Raw genomic sequence first — 17040 nt, 5'->3', positions numbered from 1 at the left:
TTCGGGGCCCTTGCCCGTTATCGTGGAGAGGCTCCGACCGGATCGCGGCCCACACAGCGAGCGCAGGGGGAACACCGTGGCGCTGAAGCACGAGCCGACCGCCCCGTACCACTCCGCCCAGGACGCGCTGCGCGTCCTGGAGGCCGTGGCACATCACTCCACCGGCGTCACCGACACGGAGCTGGCCCGCCTCAGCGGCCTGCGGCCCGAGCGGCTCGCCGCCCTGCTGCGCATGCTGCGCCGCGAGGGATACGTCGAGCAGGCCGCCGACGGCGCGTACGTCACCGGGGACACCCTGCGCCGGCTCGGCTCCGCCCACGACCGCGAGCAGGCCCTGCGCGACAAGCTCCAGCAGACCCTGGACCGGCTGCGCGACTCCGTCGGCGCGGCCGTCTACATCAGCCGGTACGTGGACGGCGAGGTCCGCGTCACCCAGTACGCCGCCGGGCCCGGCGCCCCCGCGGTCAACGAGTGGGTCGACTTCCGCTCCTCCGCCCACGCCACCGCCGTGGGCAAGAGCCTGCTGACCCAGCTGGACCACAACGGCCGCCGCGACCACCTCTCCCGGCACAAGATGGCCCGCCTCACCTCCCGGACCATCACCAGCGACAAGCTGCTGCTGTCCCGGCTGGAGTCGCAGCCGCCGACCGTGCCCGTGCTGGACCTCCAGGAGTACGCGGTCGGCACGGTGTGCGCGGCCGTGCCGATCACGGCCGGTTCGGCGGTGGGCTGCCTGGCGCTGTCCCTCCCGGTCGAGCACGCGCACCGGCTGCGGCAGGCCGCCGACCGGCTGAACCGCGGGGCGGCCCCGGTGCTGCTGTCGCTGGCGATCTGAGGCCCGGCCCGGCGGTCGGGGGCCGCTCACGGGGGCGCCGGCGGGTGGTCACGAGCACTCCCGGGGACCGGGTAGTATTTTCTTCGTCGCCGGCCGCGCGCAGCGGACGGCGGGAGTCATGCGCCGCTAGCTCAGTTGGTTAGAGCAGCTGACTCTTAATCAGCGGGTCCGGGGTTCGAGTCCCTGGCGGCGCACCGGTGAAGGGCCTCTCGTCTCGCACGAGGGGCCCTTCGGCGTTCCCCCGGCCGGCCCGGAACGGCCGCCGACGGTCGGCCGGCGACCGGCGGGGCTCAGGCGGCCGCGTGGAAGGACTCCATGAACCCGACGCAGAAGACCAGGATCACGCCGAGGAAGGCCAGCGCGGCCAGCGTGCGGACCGTTTCCTTGCCGAGGCCGGGCCTGCGGGCCGTGGCCACCACCTCGGGGCCGTCCGCGTAGTGCACGGTCACGAAGTCCCCCTCGACGACCGTCCCCGGACCGCCCTCCTCCTCGAACCGCACGACACGGCCGTCGCGCGCCGTGAACTCGTAGACGTGGTGCAGCGCGGTGCGCACGGAGGTGTCGTTGGCACCGCCGTGGGTCGTCGTGTACATGCGCAGGCAGCGCCCCTCGGCGGTCAGACCGCTGCTCCAGGCGCTGCGGAACTGCAGTGCCCGCCGCACGACGCGGTAGGCCAGGACGAGGGCCATGACCATGATCAGGCCCGGGACCGCGTAGAACATCGCATCCATCGTGCTCACCCCCGTGATCGGTACGCCGCGTTCTCCAGTGGCGTGGGAGGAAGCTACCCGGACCGCGGGGCGGATGGGCTCAAGTAAGGCTCAGAGTCGGTCCGGGCCGGACCCGGAACCGGTCCGGGCGGCCCCGCCTCGGTGCGCGGAGCCGCCCGGACCTCACCGGGACCGCTCAGAAGGTGACGTCGGAGCAGGCGTAGAACGCGTTGGCCGTGTCGGCGATCGTCCAGACCGCCACGATGACGTGGTGGCCGCTCAGGCCGGTCGGCAGGGTGCCGCTGTGGCTGAGCGTGGAGGGCGGCCGCTGGCCGTTGTACGGCACCGTCAGGAACGGTGTCGTGTTGAGGTCCGAGCGGGACAGGGCGTGGTTCTGGTTCCAGCCCGGCTTGGTGACGTAGTACCGGAAGTCGGTCGTGGCGTGCATCGCGGTGAACTGCCACCGGAAGGTGTAGCTCTGCCCGCCCGTCACCCGGGTGGTGGGCCAGGCCGCGCCGGACGGCGTCGTGGGCGAGCTGAGCTGGGCGAAGTCGCTGTGCCCCGCGTTGCAGATCTGGCCGTCGGCGGGTCCGCCGGCCGGGAAGCCCTTGGGGCCCTCGACGCTCTGCGGCTCCCACTGGATCTGGCCGCAGTTCGCCACGGTGCCGTTCTGGCAGAGCTTCTGCCTGCTGATGGGGAGGTCGGTGTAGCCGTGCCCGCTGGCGCCGCCGGTGGAGAGCGCGAAGGCTCCGGCGGTCGCCACGCCCAGCACGGCCGCGGACACCTTGGTCTTGGTACGCATGCTGCCGCTCCTGGAGAACGTGGGGGAGGTTCATGAGCCGTGCAGGTCTAGACCAAGTTCAGATTATTGGTGTGAGTTGAACATGTCCATACCAATAGCGAGGAGGAATCCGGGGCCCCCTCAGGGCGCCGCCGCCACGCGGCCCGAGCAGAAGGCGACCGTCAGGTCCCGTACCAGCACCTTGCGTTCGGCGTCGTCCAGCGCCACCAGCCCGCGCATGGTCAGCCGGGTCACCGTGTCCTCCACCGAGTCCACGACCGACGTCAGCATGCTGGCCCGGCGCTGTTCGTCCAGCGCGGCGATCCGGTGCCGGTACATCGCGGCGGCCACCTCCGGGACGTACTCCGCGGGCAGCGGCTGCACCGCGAACACCTCCAGCCCGACCGGCGCCGCCTCCGCCGCCACCAACCGGGTCAGCGCCTCCCCGGCCGGCTCCAGCAGACCCCGCGCCACGGTGCCGGGCGGTTCCATTGGCACCCGGGCCAGCGCCACCTCCACGCACTGGCGCAGATACGTCTCGTGGTCCTCGACCCCGAGCACCGCACGCGCGGTGTCCCGCACCCGCCACACCACCCGCACCGCCACCCGCACCGCGACACCGTTGCCGTCCGCGGCCGCCAGCGGCTCGCTGCGCCAGTGCCGCAGCCGCACGTCCACCCGGCGGCGCAGCACCAGCGGGTTCATCCACAGCAGGCCGGTGCGGCGCACCGTGCCCCGGTAGCGGCCGAACAGGCCGAGCACCCAGGCCCGCCCGGTGGTGCCCCGGGCCAGCCCGCCGAAGCCGCACAGGCCCAGCGTGCCGGCCCCGGCGTAGGCCGCCCACTGGGCCGGGCCCAGCCCTCCGGCCCCGCACGCCGGCAGGCGCAGCGCGTGCAGCGCGACGGGCGGCAGCGCACCGGCCCACCACGAGGTGGCCAGGCATCCGGCCAGGCCGCCCACCCCGGCGAGCACCCCGGCCACCCCGGGCAGCACCCGGGCCGGGCGCTCCTCGAGGCCGGGGTCGACCCGGGCTGCGGAGCCCGGCCGCGCGGGGACGGAACGCCGGAAGCGCGGCTGTTCGCCGGTGCCCTGCCGGCGGCCCACCACGGCCGGTCTCGGCGGCGCCGCCGACGGGGCGGGGTCGTCGCGGAAGAGCAGGTGGACGGGGATCTCGGTGGTGGCCTCGTTCTGGATCAGGCGGGCCGGACGCGTGGTCGCGCCTCCCGCGGGGGCCTCGGGTTCGGGCTCGGGTGTACGGGACGTGGTCGGACTCATGCGTGCCTCCAGCCTCCGCGCCAGACGCGTCATGACAGGTGGGTGACGGGGATGAGGGTGGGTGACGGCCGTGACCGGCGGTACCGGCAGTGACCGGCAGGACCAGCGGGATCAGCGGGATCAGCGGGATCAGCTAAGTCAGCTGGATCAGCGGGACCGGCGTGACGGGGATATCGCCGGTGGCCGGGACGGCGGGCGCCGGTCCGGGTGCGGGGGCGGGGGCGGGGGCGGCGTCACGAGAACAGCCGTCGCCAGGTCTCCGGTCCCGGGCGGCCGTCCGCCGCCCTGCCCCGCCAGCCCTGGGCGCGCTGGAAGGCCCGGACGGCGCGGCGGTCCGCCTCGCCCCAGACCGGGCCGGGCGGGGCCGGGTAGTGATGGCCGAACCCCCTGCTCACCAACTGCCTCCCCAACCGGGTGACGTAGGCGTTGCGGGCGCCGGGGCGGAACAGGTTCCGGCCGGGGTAGCCGGGCACGCCGTGCGAGGCGGGTCCGGCGGCGCCGGCCGGGCCGGGACCGACGTCCTCGCCCCGGCCGGCGGTGAGCAGCTCCCAGGTGCGCGGACCGGGCAGCCCGTCGGCGTCCGCCCCGCTCCAGCCCTGGGTCAGCTGGAACGCCCGGGTCGCCCGCCGGTCCGCCTCCGTCCAGCGCGGCCCGGGCCCGCCGGGGTAGTGCGCGGCCGCTCCCCGGGCGGTGAGCAGCCGCCCGAGGAGGGTGACGTAGGCGTTGCACGCGCCGGGGCCGAAGTACGCGGCCCCCGGGAACGGCACCGCGGCGGGCCGGTCCCGGGCCGGGACGGGGGCGGCGGCCGGATGACCGCCGAGGCGGCCGGGCAGCAGGCGAGGACTCACCCGCCGCCAGTGGACGCACCCGGGGCACTCGCAGTCGCTCACGGGATCGAGATCCTCGAACACCGGAGCGATGATGCGATGTCCCTCACACTCGGGAGGAGAATGTCCGCGATCGTGCACGTTGATCAGTCTCACAACTGTCGCGCCCGCGCGCATGCTGACGGTCCGAATGATGTACGCCGGGCGGTACGGCACCCCCGGGCGGCCCCGCCCCCGGCGCGGGTGGTCGAAGGCACCCTTCCAGGTCAGGTAGAGTTCTCGTGTCAGCAGGCGCCGCTAGCTCAGTTGGTTAGAGCAGCTGACTCTTAATCAGCGGGTCCGGGGTTCGAGTCCCTGGCGGCGCACAGACGGAAGAAGCCCCTCGCGACAGCGGGGGGCTTCTTCGTTGCCCGGGTAGCCGGCGGGCCGGCCGGACAGCCGTCGTCTCAGGTCATGCCGCGGTTCTCGTGAGGTACGCCGACACCACCACGTTCGCCGTGTAGCTGCGGCCGGCCCGGTCGTAGGTGCCCCCGCAGGTGATCAGCCGCAGCTCGGCGCGGCCGGGCGCGCGGGGCCCGTAGGCCTGCCGGGCGTCGAAGCGGTCGCGGGGCAGGACCCGGACGTCGTCGACGGTGAACTCGGCGACCCGGCCGTCGGCGCGGACCACCCGGACCGGTTCGCCGGGGCGCAGCGCGCTGATCCGGTAGAAGACGGCGGGCCGGGTGCGGGTGTCGGCGTGGCCCACCATCAGCGCGGTCCCGGCCGCACCGGGCGCGGCGCCGGAGCCGTACCAGCCGACCACGCCCGGCTGGTCGAAGGGCGGCGGGTCGACGGCCCCCCGGGCGTCCAGGCCGCGGGCCACCACGGGTGCCTGGACACCCAGTGCGGGGATGTCGACGCGCCGGGGCGGCGCGGCGGGCAGGGGCCGGGCGGGCGGAGGCAGGCGGACCGGCTCCACCGGGCGGCCGACGGCGGCCACGTCACCGGTGGCGGTGCCGGACGCGTCCGGCGGTACGCCGGTCACGTCGCGGCCCCACAGCCACAGCCCGAGCAGCAGGGCCGCCCAGACCACCCCGGTCAGCAGGCGGGCGGTCCCGGAGGAGCGTTCGCGGTCGTCGGACATGGCGGTCCCGCCCTCAGTCGGTGCCGTGGCTCCGGCGGGTGCCGCGCAGCCCGACGGCGACCGTGGCGATCCCGGCGAGGACCAGGCCGGTCACCGCCTGCGCGGTGTCCGGACCGGCGGCGCGGGAGTCCACCGAGGCGAGGGGCGCGGCGCCGCCGCCGCCCGCCTGCACCGGGGCGACGGGCGAGGCGGGGGCGGGCGCGGCGGGCCGCCCGGCGGCCGGGGGTGCGACGGTGATCCGGGCGGCACGCACGGCGCCGGCGCAGCTGACCCGGACGGCGTAGACGCCCGGCCGGAGCGCGGAGCGGACCGTGGTCTCACCGGTCAGCGTGGTGCCGGTGCCGGAGTCAGTGCCTGTGCCTGTGCCGGTGTCCGTGTCGGTGCCGGTCAGGCGGGCGTCGGCGACGAAGGCCGGGGAGGCGGCGGTGCCGGTCGGGCCGCCGCAGCCCGGCACCCGCAGCGCCACCTCGGCGCCGGGGGCCGGGGCGGACGGGGACATGGAGACATCGCCGCCGTCCGCCGCGTACGCCGCCGGGGTGAGGGCGGCGCACGCGAGGAGCGCCGTACCGAGTGTGAGACGTAGTGAGCCCATCGTGACCTCCAGTTGTCTGGAGACTCCCCCGCCAGGGGTGCTGTCGCATCCTCGTCGGGCCCCGGATTGCTCCGTCCGGGTGGCGCCGGGTTTCGGACGGGGGAGGCGGCCGCCCGGTCAGACCAGGTCGACGAGGTCCGCGATGGAGTCGACGACCTGCGACGGCCGGAACGGGTAGCGGTCGACGTCCGCGGTGCGGGTGACGCCGGTCAGCACCAGGAAGGTGCGCATCCCGGCCTCCAGGCCCGCGAGGACGTCGGTGTCCATCCGGTCGCCGATCATCGCGGAGGTCTCGGAGTGGGCGCCGATCGCGTTCAGCCCGGCGCGCATCATCAGCGGGTTGGGCTTGCCGACGAAGTACGGCTTCTTGCCCGTCGCGGCCGTGATGAGAGCGGCGACCGAGCCGGTGGCGGGCAGGTCGCCCTCGACGGACGGGCCGACGTTGTCGGGGTTGGTGGCGATGAACCGGGCGCCGGCGTTGATCAGCCGCACGGCCTTGGTCAGCGCCTCGAAGGAGTAGGTGCGGGTCTCGCCGAGGATCACGAAGTCCGGCTCGTGGTCGGTCAGCACGTACCCGATGTCGTGCAGTGCCGTGGTCAGCCCGGCCTCGCCGATGACGTAGGCGCTGCCGCCGGGCCGCTGGTCGGCCAGGAACTGGGCGGTGGCCAGGGCCGAGGTCCAGATGTTCTCCACCGGCACGTCCAGGCCCATCCGGCGCAGCCGGGCGTGCAGGTCGCGGGCGGTGTAGATGGAGTTGTTGGTCAGCACCAGGAAGGGCCGGCCGGACTCCCGCAGCTTCTTGAGGAAGGAGTCGGCGCCCGGGATCGGGACGCCCTCGTGGATCAGGACGCCGTCCATGTCGGTGAGCCACGACTCGATGGGCTTGCGGTCTGCCATGTGCTGCGTCTCCTGGCGTGCGTGCGGTCATGAGCGGGGGCGCCGGAACCACGGCGTACCGACGCCCTCAGCCTAGTCAGACGGCCCCGCCGGTGACCCCGGTCAGGGTTCGCCTCTCGCCGCCCCGCCCGTCATGCGCGGAGCCCGCGGCGGCCGCGGGCCAGCACGTACGCGCCCGAGCCCGCGAGGAGCAGGGCGGCGACGGCCGCGAGGAGTCCGTGCGCGGGCCCGGGTCCGGTGCGGGCGAGTTCCCGCGCGCTCCCTGCGGCTTCCTCGGCGCCCGCGGCGAGGGGCGGGGAGTCGGCGGAGGTGGGGGCGGGGGCGGCGGGCGTGGCACCGGGGGTGGCGGCGGACGTGGCGTCGGTGGCGGGGGGCGCCTCGGGGTCGGCGCCGGGGGTGGTGCCGGGGGAAGCGTCCGGGTCGGCGCTGGGGTCGGTGTCGGGGCCGGTGCTGGGGTCGGCGTCGGGGCCGGTGCTGAGGTCGGCGTCGGGGCTGGTGTCCGGGTCCGTGCCGGGGTCGGTGCCGGCGTCCGTGCCCGGCTCGCTGTCGATGCCGAAGCGGTAGTCGTTCGACTGGCCGACCCAGTCGCCGTCCTGGCCGCGCTTCTGGACGACGGCCGCGTTGGCGGTGACCTGGTCGGGGGCGACGTCGGAGGTCAGCGCCAGCCGCAGCTTCACGGTGACCGTCCTGCCGGGCGCCACGGTGAAACCCGGGAAGCCCTCCCCGTCGAGGACACCGACCAGTTCCGCCTCGTCGGTGGCCTCGAACCGGACCGCCCGGGTCCGCGAGCCGTCGTAGAACTCCAGCTGGGGCTGGGCGGGCTTCAGGGCACGCTTGCTGTCGACGAGGACGACGACCGGGTGGACGGCGGCGCAGCCGCGGCTCGTGGTGTTGGTGAGGTCGAGGTACCAGGTGCCGAAACCGCCGCCCGCCTCGTACGACGGGGGACCGCCGTGGATGCGGGTGGCGAGCGGGAAGCTCCGGTCACCGGCGCCCGCGCAGGAGGGCACCGCCGAGTCCGCACGGGCGGTCCCGGCCGCCACGGGTCCGGCGACGACGGTGGCGGCCGCGGCAAGGCAGAGGGACAGGGACGTGCACAGTCGCATGAACACATGATCATGCCGGGTGCGCCGGGCGGGCGGCGACGCCGCTCCGCCGGACCCGCGAGGTCCGCCCGATCAGCTCACGGACCGGCGCCTGATCGGCCCACGCACACCCGTACGTGACCGGCGCCACGGCCGGTGACGGGTCAGCGCACGGGAGGGGCGCCGTCTCCCCGGCCGAACAGCGGTGCGAGCAGCAGTTGGGCGGCGCCCTCCGCCACGGCCCGGTCGCCTCCGGGGGCCCCGCGGACCGGGACGGCGCCGCCGAGGGCGCCCTCGCGGCGGGCACGGGCGTCGAGGACCGCGGCGACACCCCGCACGAACGGCTCCGGCGCCGCCGCCACCGTACGGCCGCCGAGCAGGACGAGGTCGATGTCCAGCAGCCCGGCCAGGTTCGCCGCCCCCGCGCCCAGCACCCGTGCCGCCTCGGCGAGGTCGCCCCGGGCGACGGCGGCCAGGCACAGCGCCTCCAGGCAGCCCCGGTCGCCGCACTCGCAGGGCGGTCCGTCGAGCTGGATGACCTGGTGGCCGAACTCCCCCGCTCCCGTCCGCGCCCCCCGGTGCACGGCGCCGCCGATCACCAGTCCGGCCCCGAGCCCCGTACCGAGGTGCAGGTAGGCGAAGGAGCCGCGCTCGCCGCCGACCGAGAGTCCGAGCGCGGCCGCGTTGGTGTCCTTGTCGACCACGACCGGCACCCCCAGCCGCCCGGCGAGCGCGTCCCGCAGCGGGAAGCCGTCCCACTCGGGGAAGCCCGTGACCCGGTGCAGCACACCGTGCGCGTGGTCGAGGGGGCCGGGGAGGGCGACCCCGACACCGAGGACGGAACCGGCGGCGACGAGGGAACCGGCGGCGGGGGCGGACCCGTCCCCGGGCGCGGCGCACGACGGCCGGGCGGACGACGGCACCGCGGGGGACGGCTCACCGGGCACCCCCGGCATGCCCCGGACCAGGTCCTCGACCTGCCGGGCCACCGCCCCGATCACCGACTCCGCCCCGGCCCCGAGGTCCAGTTCCGCGCGCCGCTCCCCGGCCACGGCCCCGTCGAGGTCCACGAGGACCGCCCGCAGCTCGTCCCGGTCCAGGTGGACGCCCACCGCGTGTCCCGCGGACGGCACCAGCCGCAGTACCGTGCGCGGTTTGCCGCCGGTGGACGCGCGGCGCCCCGCCTCCGCCGCGAGGCCCTGTTCGCGCAGCCGGGCGGTGATCTTGCTGACGGCCTGCGGGGTCAGCCCGGTGCGCTCGGCCAGCTCCAGGCGGCTGATGCCCGCGGCGCCGGCGGTCCGCAGCAGGTCGAGCAGCAGGGCGGCGTTGTGGCTGCGCAGCCCCAGCACGTTCACACCACCGGGCCCGCGCACCCGGGCCACACCGCCCTCCGCCGTGCCGTCCGGTTTGCCCTCCGCCTTGTCCTCCGCAGTGCTCACCACCCCATTCTCCTCTCCGCTTGCACTTTGGCAACAGCGTTGCGAAAGTGGGAGGCATGACTTCCACGACTGGTACCGGCGCGAGTGGCGCCCCCCTCCGCGTGGGCCTGATCGGTTACGGCCTCGCGGGCTCCGTCTTCCACGCCCCGCTGATCGCCGCCACCGGGGGCCTGACCCTGGACACCGTGGTCACCTCCAACCCCGAGCGGCAGCGGCAGGCCCGCGGCGAGTTCCCGGACGTCCGCCTCGCCGCCGGCGCCGAGGAGCTGTTCGCCCGCGCGGACGAGCTGGACCTGGTCGTCATCGCCTCCCCGAACAAGACGCACGTCCCGCTGGCCACCGCGGCCCTCCGGGCGGGCCTGCCGGTCGTCGTCGACAAGCCGGTGGCCGGCACCGCAGCCGAGGCCCGGGGGCTGGCCGCCCTCGCCGAGGAGCGCGGCCTGCTGCTGTCGGTCTTCCAGAACCGCCGCTGGGACAACGACTTCCTGACCCTGCGCGCGCTGCTGGAGAAGGGCGAACTCGGCGACGCCTGGCGCTTCGAGTCCCGCTTCGAGCGCTGGCGCCCGCGGCCCAAGGGCGGCTGGCGCGAGTCCGGCGACCCGGCGGAGATCGGCGGCCTGCTCTACGACCTCGGCAGCCATGTCGTCGACCAGGCCCTGGTCCTCTTCGGCCCGGTCACCCAGGTGTACGCCGAGTCGGTCGTCCGCCGCTCCGGCGCCCAGGCCGACGACGACACCTTCATCGCGCTGACCCACGCCGGCGGCGTCCGCTCCCACCTCTACGTCTCCGCCACGGCCGCCCAGCTCGGCCCGCGGTTCCGGGTGCTCGGCTCGGAGGCGGGGTACGTCAAGTACGGCCTCGACCCGCAGGAGGCGGCGCTGCGCGAGGGCAGGCGCCCCGGCACGAGCGCCGACTGGGGCCGGGAACCGGAGTCGCTGTGGGGCCGTACCGGCGCCGGGGAGTCCCCGCTGACCGGCGGCGGCACCCCCGTGCCCACCCTGCCCGGTGACTACCCGGCGTACTACGCGGCCGTGGCCGAGGCCCTCACCGGCGCCGGTCCCAACCCGGTGACCGCGCTGGAGGCGGCCGACGCCCTGGACGTCCTGGAGGCCGCGCGCCGCAGCGCCCGCGACGGAGTGACGGTGACGCTGTGACCCACCGCCCGCACATCACCCCGAGGTCCGTCCCGGAGATCACCCCGAGCGTCGAGGAACTGGAGGCGCAGGAACGCCGCCTGGTCTTCCCGCGGTTCACCTACGACGACGCGTGGGCCCTCGGCTCGCTGCTGGTCCAGCTGGCCCGGGAGCGGCAGGCCCCCGTGGCCATCGACATCCACCGCGCGGGACAGCAGCTCTTCCACGCGGCCCTGCCCGGCTCGACGCCCGACAACGACGCCTGGATCGCCCGCAAGCGCCGGGTCGTGGAGCGCTACGGCGCCGCCTCCTACCTGGTCGGCGCCCGCTTCCGCGCCAAGGGCAGCACGTTCGAGGAGTCCTCCCGGCTGGACCCCGACCGCTACGCGGCGCACGGCGGTTCCTTCCCCGTCAACGTCGAGGACGTGGGCGTGGTCGGCGCGGTGACGGTCTCCGGGCTGCCGCAGCTCCAGGACCACCGGCTCGTGGTGGAGGCGATCACACGCTTCCTGGACCGGTAGCGGCCGGCGCCCGGACCGGTGGGTGACCCGGTCGCCCGGACCGGTGGGTGACCATCGGCCGCCTGTTCCCTCGTTCACCCGTCCGGGTGTTGCTCAGGATTACCGCGCGGCTCCCTCCGGTTGACACCGACGTGTCCGACGATCACGGCACGACATCCACCGGAGGGAAAGCCCAGATGACCGATCCGGTCAGCAACGCCCGCTCCATCAAGGAGACGATCGGCCGCTACGGCGTGTGGAACACGGCGCTCCGCTCGGAGGACCCGGCCCTGCGCGGCGCCATCGCGGAGGCAGCCGCGGAACTGGAAGAACTGGGGTACGGCGCCGCCTGGCTGGGCGGCAGCAGCGCCGCCCGGCACGCCGTACCGCTGCTGGAGTCGACGTCCCGGCTGGTCGTGGGCACCAGCATCCAGAGCATCTGGCAGTACGACGCCGAGGAGAGCGCGGCCGGCTTCGCCGAGGTCGAGGCGGCCCACCCCGGCCGCTTCCTGCTCGGCCTCGGCGTGAGCCACGCCAAGCTGGCGGACCAGTACCGCCGCCCGTACTCGACCCTGGTCGCCTACCTGGACGCGCTGGACGCGGCCGGCGTACCGGCCGGGCGCCGTGTCCTCGCCGCCCTGGGCCCGAAGACGCTCGAGCTGTCCCGGGACCGGGCGGCGGGAGCCGTCCCGTACCTGGTCACGCCCGAGCACACGGCGAGCGCCCGCGAGATCCTCGGCGAAGGGCCGCTGCTCGCACCGGAGTTGGCGGTCGTCCTGGAGAGCGACCCGGCCCGCGCCCGCGAACTGGCCCGCGAGCACCTCTCGATGTACCTCCAGCTTCCCAACTACACCAACAACTTCCTGCGGCTGGGCTTCACCGAGGACGACCTGTCCGCGGGCGGCAGCGACCACCTGGTCGACGCGCTGTGCGCCTGGGGCGACGAGGACCGGATCCGGGCGCGCGTCAACGCCTTCCTGGAGGCGGGCGCCGACCACGTGGCGCTCCAGGTCCTGGACGGCGGTTCGCGCGACGATCTGCCGCGCGAGACCTGGCGCAGGCTCGCCGCGATCCTGGCGTGAGCGGCAGGGGTCACGCGTGAGCCGCGCGTCGGGTGCGGCCGGCCCGGTCGCCGGGCCGGAGTGAGCGGTGGCCGCGGGTCCGCGCCGGATGTGCGCGAGTCCGCGGCCACGGCGCCTCCCGGCCGGTCGGGACCTCAGGCGTCCTTCAGTTCCTGCCGCTGGCGGCCGAGCCCGTCGATCTCCAGCTCCACGACGTCACCGGCCCGCAGGTACGGCTTGGGCTCGGGGTGTCCCATGGCCACCCCGGCCGGCGTACCGGTGTTGATGACGTCACCGGGGTAGAGCGTCATGAACCGGCTGACGTACCGGACGACCTCGGCGACCGGGAAGATCTGCTCGGCGGTCGTACCGTCCTGCTTCAGCTCACCGTTGACCCACAGTCTCAGGGAGAGGCTCTGCGGGTCCGGCACCTCGTCGGCGGTGACCAGCCAGGGGCCCAGCGGGTTGAACGTCTCGCAGTTCTTGCCCTTGTCCCAGGTGCCGCCCCGCTCGATCTGGAACTCCCGCTCGGACACGTCGTGCGCCACCGCGTACCCCGCGACGTGCGCGAGCGCCTCCTCGGCCGACTCCAGGTAGCGGGCGGTGCGTCCGATGACGACGGCCAGCTCCACCTCCCAGTCGGTCTTGGCGGACCCGCGCGGCACCAGCACGGTGTCGTGCGGGCCCACGACCGTGTCCGGCGCCTTGAAGAAGACCACCGGCTCGGCGGGGGCGGCGGCGCCGGTCTCCCGGGCGTGGTCGTGGTAGTTCAGCCCGATGCACACGATCTTGCCGATCCGGGCCAGCGGCGGCCCGATCCGCAGCCCGGCCGCGTCCAGCGCGGGCAGTTCCCCGGCCGCCGCGGCGGCCCGGACCCGGTCCAGCGCCGCCTCGTCGGCGAGCAGCGCCCCGTCGATGTCGTCGACGACGCCGGACAGGTCCCGCAGGGTCCCCTCGGCATCGAGCAGCGCGGGCCGCTCCGCTCCCGCCGTACCGACTCGCAGCAGCTTCATGGTCACAATCCCCTTCGATCGCGAACGCCCGGCCGATGGGTGCAGCCATCGCCGGACTTGGCCGATCGTCCAAGGACGAGGTCCACTCCGCAATACCGTGTTCACGTACTGGACCGTCACAAGGCCGCGCGACGACCGTTCAACGACCGCTCAGCGGACGGTCAGCGGCCCGTCAGCGGTGGAGCGCGGCCCGTTCCACCGCGCTCCACGCGGCACTCGTGACCACGTACAGGGCGGCCGCCAGCGGCACCACGGCCACGGTGACGAGCGTGAGGTAGGGCGTGTACGGCAGGACCTCGGCGACCGCCCCGAGCCCGGGCGGCCGTTCGTCACCGGCGGGCGCCGGGCCGCCGGCCGCGGCCGCCGTGCGCCTGGTCCGGATACTGCTGAAGGTCGCGACGGCGGCGACGACGGCGAACAGCGCGAGGTGGACGAGGCCGGCGCCCCCGAGGAGGCCGCCGTCGCCGAGCGCGTCGGCCCACCGCCCGCCGAGGGGCGCGCCGAACAGCCGGTGGCGCAGCAGCTCACCGCCGCTGCCGCCGCCGGAGAAAAGGCGGTAGAGGAGGAAGAAGGCGGGCAGCTGGAGCAGGCCGGGCAGGAGGCCGGACAGCGGGGACACCCGGTGCTCGGCGTGCAGGTCCAGCAAGGCCCGCCGCAACCGCTGCGGGTCGCCGCCGTGCGTGCGGCGCAACGCGGCGATCTGCGGCTGGAGCGCGGCCCGGGCCCGCTGTCCGCGCGCGGCCGCCCGGGAGAGCGGGTGGAGGAGGAGTCGTACCAACGCCGTGAACAGGACGATCGCGGCGGCGGCCGAGGAGGCGTGGCAGAGCGGTCGGAGCAGGTCGGCGAGGTGCTCGACCAGGTGGGCGAAGACAGCGAGGACAGACATGGGTGGGAGCCCTCCGTGGGGTCTCGTCGTGCCGGTACGCGAAGGAATGCGGCAGGACGACCCGCGCGGGGCCGGGAACGGCTGAGCCGGTGGCGGCCCTACGCGGCGGTCGCCGGGAGGGCGGAGCCGGGTGCCCGGGGCCTGGGGCGGCCGGAGGCGTCGGGGTCGCGCTGCGGCAGGAAGGCCGTACGGCGGTCCCGGTCGCGGATGGCCGTACGCACCCGAGTGGGCGGCACGGCGGGCGCGCAGCGCGCGGCGAGCAGCAGGCAGGCGGCGAGCGCGCTGCCCGCGGCGGCGGTCGCGGCCAGGGCCACGGTGGTGGAGAGGGCGGTGCTGGCACCGGTGGCGAGCGCGGCCTGGAGCAGGAGGAGCAGCGGGAGCAGGGAAAGTACGGGCGGCAGCAGTGCGGAGGCGGCGCGGCGCGGGCCGCGGCGCGGGGCCGCGCTGCCGGCCGGGCAGGGTGCGGCGCTCCGGCGGATCATGGGCGGCTCCTCCTCTCGCGTGCGGTCCCGGCGGCTTCGGCGGCTTCCGTCACGTCAGCCGCGGTTCGGTTCTCAGGCGTGCTCGGTCTCCAGGGGCTCCAGCAGGCGCTTGGGCCTGAGGAGTGCGCGGCTGACCGGGTCGGCCGGGTCGGGGTCGAGTCCCGGGCCCGGCACGAGGATGACGTCGGCGACGGGCACGACGGTTCCGCAGGCGGGGCAGTCGCCGTACGGGCCGAGTTCGGTGCCGCAGTCCGCGTGCCGGAAGGAGCGCAGCTGGGTCCGGGACAGCTGCTCGCGGCCCCAGAGGGACAGGGCCCGCAGCGCAGGCCAGAGCGCGATGCCGCGGTCGGTGATGACGTACTCGTCGCGCGGCGGCGACTCCTGGTACCGGCGCTTCTCGAGCACCCCTTCCTCGGTGAGCGTCTTCAGCCGGGCCGAGAGGACGGCGCGGGGGATGCCGAGGTGGACGAGGAAGTCGTTGTAGCGCCGGACGCCGTAGAGGGCGTCGCGGACGACGAGGAGGGTCCAGCGCTCGCCCACGACCTCCAGTGCGCGGGCGATCGAGCACTCCTGCGTCGCGTAGTCCTTGCCCAGTGCCATGGGTCCACTGTAACCAGGTTTCCCCAGTAGGTTCAGTTAGCGAACCTACGATGCTACGCTGCCGCCATGACTAGGTTCAGTGAGCGAACCCTCCAGGTGTCGGGGGTCCCGTCCGGTCCGGCCACCCCCGTCCCGGCGCCCGGTCGGGAGGCACCCCCGCACCCGCGGGCCACGCTCGCCCTCACCAGCGCCGCGACGGCCGTCACCCTGATGACGTACACGGCCCCGATGGTCACGCTCCCCGACACCGCGGCCGCGCTCGGGACGCCGCTGTCCGCGCAGGCCTGGCTGCTGAACGGCACCCCCCTCGGCCTGGCCGCGCTGCTGCTCGTGGCCGGCAGCCTGGCCGACGACTACGGCCGCCGCCGGGTGTTCCTGGCCGGCACCCTCGCCCTCGGGCTGACCACGGCCGTCGGCGCGCTGTCCACCTCCACCTGGGCCTTCACCCTGGCCCGCGCCGCCCAGGGCGCGGCGAGCGCGGCCGTCCTGGCGAGCAGCCTGGGCCTGCTGGTGACGGCGTTTCCGAGCCCGCGCGGCCGGCTGCACGCGACCGGCGTGTGGGGCGCGTTCGTCAGCGGCGGCATCGCGGCCGGCCCGCTGGTCGCCGGCGCGATGCCCTCCTGGCGGGTGGCCTACGGCGTCCTGGGCGCCGCCGCGCTGGTGGTCGCCGCGCTCGGCCCCGGCCGGCTCTCGGAGTCCCGCTCACCACGCGCCGGACGCCCGGACGTCCTGGGTGCGCTGACCTTCGGACTGGCGCTGGTCGCGCTGGTCGCCGCGCTGACCCTGGGCCGGGACGGGTGGCTGCGGGCCCCGGTGGCACTGCTGTTCGCGGCGGCGGTGGTGCTCGTCGGGGCGTTCGCGGTGGTGGAACGACGCGTACGCACCCCGATGATCGACCTGGGCCTGCTGCGCAACCCCGGCTTCCTGGCCTCCTCCTCCAGCGGCCTGTTCACGGGGCTGGCGGTCATCGGCCTGTTCAGCTTCCTGCCCAGCCTGCTCCAGCGGACACTGGGAATGTCGGCCATGAACACCGCGTGGCTGTTCCTGCTGTGGTCGGGGCTGTCCTTCGCCGTCGCCCTGCAAGCCAAACGGCTGACGGGGCGGGTGGCACCCCGGTGGCAGCTGGCGACCGGCTTCCTGCTGCATGCCGCCGGCGCCCTGGCCATGCTCGGCGCCGTCGGCTCCGGCTCCTGGCCCCGGCTGCTGCCCGGCCTGGTCCTCGGCGGAGTGGGCAGCGGCCTGCTCAACGCCGCGCTGCCCCTGCTGGCGGTGGAGTCGGTACCGGCCGCCCGGGCGGCGATGGGCTCCGGGGCCCAGCAGACGTTCCGCTACATCGGCTCGTGCGCTGGCGTGGCCCTCACGATCGCACTCGTCACCTCCTCCAGCACCTCCGGCGGCGGCTTGGCGCGGGGCGCGGACGTGGCGATGGCGGTGTCGGCGGGGCTGGCGGTGCTGGGGGCGGTGAGCGTGGCGGTCCTGCGGGAGCGGGGCGAGTGAAACTTGCCTGGCGCCGGGGTAGTTGACCCCGCCGCCGCCGTCTGCCTCGTCCGGTTTCCTCCCCCGGGTCCCCCCGGATCTCCTCGGCGCTCCTCGCCTCTCCTCGGCGCTTCTTCCAGCGGTTTTAGGAAGGGCTGCCGGAAAGGGCTGCCGCACTCCTCGACACCCGTCCGCCCCGCCCCCATGCTTCCTGTTGGCACGCACGGGGAACGAGTCGGCGCCGGCCGCACGCGCGGGGGACCGCTCCGCGCCGGTCCCGGGACGGACCGGCGTCCGGCCGGTCCCGGGACCGGCCGGCGTCCGA

Annotated in this window: 17 protein-coding genes, 2 tRNA genes and 1 pseudogene; 7 read left to right on the top strand and 13 right to left on the bottom strand. The window is 75.3% G+C overall.

The features are described from left to right. The first annotated feature begins 76 nt into the window (after positions 1–76). Both ACZ6CZ_RS00510 and ACZ6CZ_RS00505 read left to right on the top strand, forming a co-directional pair. Positions 77–835: an IclR family transcriptional regulator gene (locus tag ACZ6CZ_RS00510; protein ID WP_469012406.1), complete on the top strand. Its 759-nt coding sequence runs from the start codon at positions 77–79 to the stop codon at positions 833–835. A 120-nt stretch (positions 836–955) separates the two neighbouring features. Next, positions 956–1029, top strand: a tRNA-Lys gene (locus ACZ6CZ_RS00505). Positions 1030–1125: 96 nt separating this feature from the next. On the opposite strand, the gene ACZ6CZ_RS00500 is transcribed toward ACZ6CZ_RS00505, so the two are convergent. The 4 genes and pseudogenes from ACZ6CZ_RS00500 to ACZ6CZ_RS00485 all read right to left on the bottom strand — a co-directional run. After that, on the bottom strand, positions 1126–1566 hold the full coding sequence (locus ACZ6CZ_RS00500; RefSeq protein WP_469014338.1) for a hypothetical protein: 441 nt from the start codon (positions 1564–1566) through the stop codon (positions 1126–1128). Positions 1567–1741: 175 nt separating this feature from the next. Beyond that, positions 1742–2347: a lytic polysaccharide monooxygenase auxiliary activity family 9 protein gene (locus ACZ6CZ_RS00495; protein WP_469012404.1), complete on the bottom strand. Its 606-nt coding sequence runs from the start codon at positions 2345–2347 to the stop codon at positions 1742–1744. Positions 2348–2467: 120 nt separating this feature from the next. Beyond that, complete coding sequence (locus tag ACZ6CZ_RS00490; RefSeq protein ID WP_469012400.1) at positions 2468–3601, bottom strand: SPFH domain-containing protein; 1134 nt, start codon at positions 3599–3601, stop codon at positions 2468–2470. 233 nt (positions 3602–3834) lie between these two features. Beyond that, positions 3835–4419, bottom strand: a pseudogene (locus ACZ6CZ_RS00485) (peptidoglycan-binding protein); the annotation flags it as partial. 300 nt (positions 4420–4719) lie between these two features. On the opposite strand from ACZ6CZ_RS00485, the gene ACZ6CZ_RS00480 reads away from it, so the two are divergent. After that, positions 4720–4793, top strand: a tRNA-Lys gene (locus tag ACZ6CZ_RS00480). 86 nt (positions 4794–4879) lie between these two features. Here the strand turns inward: ACZ6CZ_RS00480 and ACZ6CZ_RS00475 are convergent. From ACZ6CZ_RS00475 to ACZ6CZ_RS00455, 5 genes are all read right to left on the bottom strand, one after another. Next, positions 4880–5551 (bottom strand): class F sortase, encoded by a 672-nt coding sequence (locus tag ACZ6CZ_RS00475; protein ID WP_469012396.1) that lies wholly within the window; start codon positions 5549–5551, stop codon positions 4880–4882. Between the two features lie 13 nt (positions 5552–5564). Then, complete coding sequence (locus ACZ6CZ_RS00470) at positions 5565–6143, bottom strand: hypothetical protein (protein WP_469012393.1); 579 nt, start codon at positions 6141–6143, stop codon at positions 5565–5567. Between the two features lie 117 nt (positions 6144–6260). After that, complete coding sequence (locus ACZ6CZ_RS00465) at positions 6261–7040, bottom strand: HAD-IIA family hydrolase (RefSeq protein ID WP_469012392.1); 780 nt, start codon at positions 7038–7040, stop codon at positions 6261–6263. A 131-nt stretch (positions 7041–7171) separates the two neighbouring features. Next, a complete protein-coding gene (locus ACZ6CZ_RS00460) occupies positions 7172–8152 on the bottom strand; it encodes a hypothetical protein (RefSeq protein ID WP_469012390.1) in 981 nt (326 codons plus the stop codon). Between the two features lie 137 nt (positions 8153–8289). Beyond that, positions 8290–9498: an ROK family transcriptional regulator gene (locus ACZ6CZ_RS00455; protein ID WP_469014336.1), complete on the bottom strand. Its 1209-nt coding sequence runs from the start codon at positions 9496–9498 to the stop codon at positions 8290–8292. Between the two features lie 122 nt (positions 9499–9620). On the opposite strand from ACZ6CZ_RS00455, the gene ACZ6CZ_RS00450 reads away from it, so the two are divergent. From ACZ6CZ_RS00450 to ACZ6CZ_RS00440, 3 genes are all read left to right on the top strand, one after another. Further along, positions 9621–10718, top strand: coding sequence for a Gfo/Idh/MocA family protein (locus ACZ6CZ_RS00450; RefSeq protein WP_469012388.1), 1098 nt, complete (start codon positions 9621–9623; stop codon positions 10716–10718). Continuing rightward, entirely contained in the window at positions 10715–11218 is a 504-nt protein-coding gene (locus tag ACZ6CZ_RS00445) for a heme-degrading domain-containing protein (RefSeq protein WP_469012385.1), read from the top strand. Before ACZ6CZ_RS00450 ends, ACZ6CZ_RS00445 begins: the two co-directional genes overlap by 4 nt. 176 nt (positions 11219–11394) lie before the next feature. Next, entirely contained in the window at positions 11395–12279 is an 885-nt protein-coding gene (locus ACZ6CZ_RS00440) for an LLM class F420-dependent oxidoreductase (RefSeq protein WP_469012382.1), read from the top strand. A 134-nt stretch (positions 12280–12413) separates the two neighbouring features. Here the strand turns inward: ACZ6CZ_RS00440 and ACZ6CZ_RS00435 are convergent, their stop codons facing one another. The 4 genes from ACZ6CZ_RS00435 to ACZ6CZ_RS00420 form a co-directional block, all read right to left on the bottom strand. Further along, on the bottom strand, positions 12414–13271 hold the full coding sequence (locus tag ACZ6CZ_RS00435) for a fumarylacetoacetate hydrolase family protein (RefSeq protein ID WP_469012380.1): 858 nt from the start codon (positions 13269–13271) through the stop codon (positions 12414–12416). Between the two features lie 172 nt (positions 13272–13443). Continuing rightward, the gene (gene yidC, locus ACZ6CZ_RS00430) at positions 13444–14157 is read right to left on the bottom strand and encodes a membrane protein insertase YidC (protein ID WP_469012378.1); all 714 of its coding nucleotides are present in this window, start codon (positions 14155–14157) and stop codon (positions 13444–13446) included. Positions 14158–14255: 98 nt separating this feature from the next. Continuing rightward, a complete protein-coding gene (locus ACZ6CZ_RS00425) occupies positions 14256–14639 on the bottom strand; it encodes a DUF6412 domain-containing protein (RefSeq protein ID WP_469012376.1) in 384 nt (127 codons plus the stop codon). A gap of 72 nt (positions 14640–14711) precedes the next feature. Further along, complete coding sequence (locus tag ACZ6CZ_RS00420) at positions 14712–15239, bottom strand: winged helix-turn-helix transcriptional regulator (protein ID WP_469012373.1); 528 nt, start codon at positions 15237–15239, stop codon at positions 14712–14714. A 66-nt stretch (positions 15240–15305) separates the two neighbouring features. Between ACZ6CZ_RS00420 and ACZ6CZ_RS00415 the strand changes: the two genes are divergently transcribed. After that, positions 15306–16736: an MFS transporter gene (locus tag ACZ6CZ_RS00415; RefSeq protein WP_469012370.1), complete on the top strand. Its 1431-nt coding sequence runs from the start codon at positions 15306–15308 to the stop codon at positions 16734–16736. Positions 16737–17040: the final 304 nt, after the last annotated feature.

The organism is Streptomyces sp. NPDC041135 (genome assembly GCF_055592085.1).
This window is presented reverse-complemented; position numbering and strand designations above follow the sequence as displayed.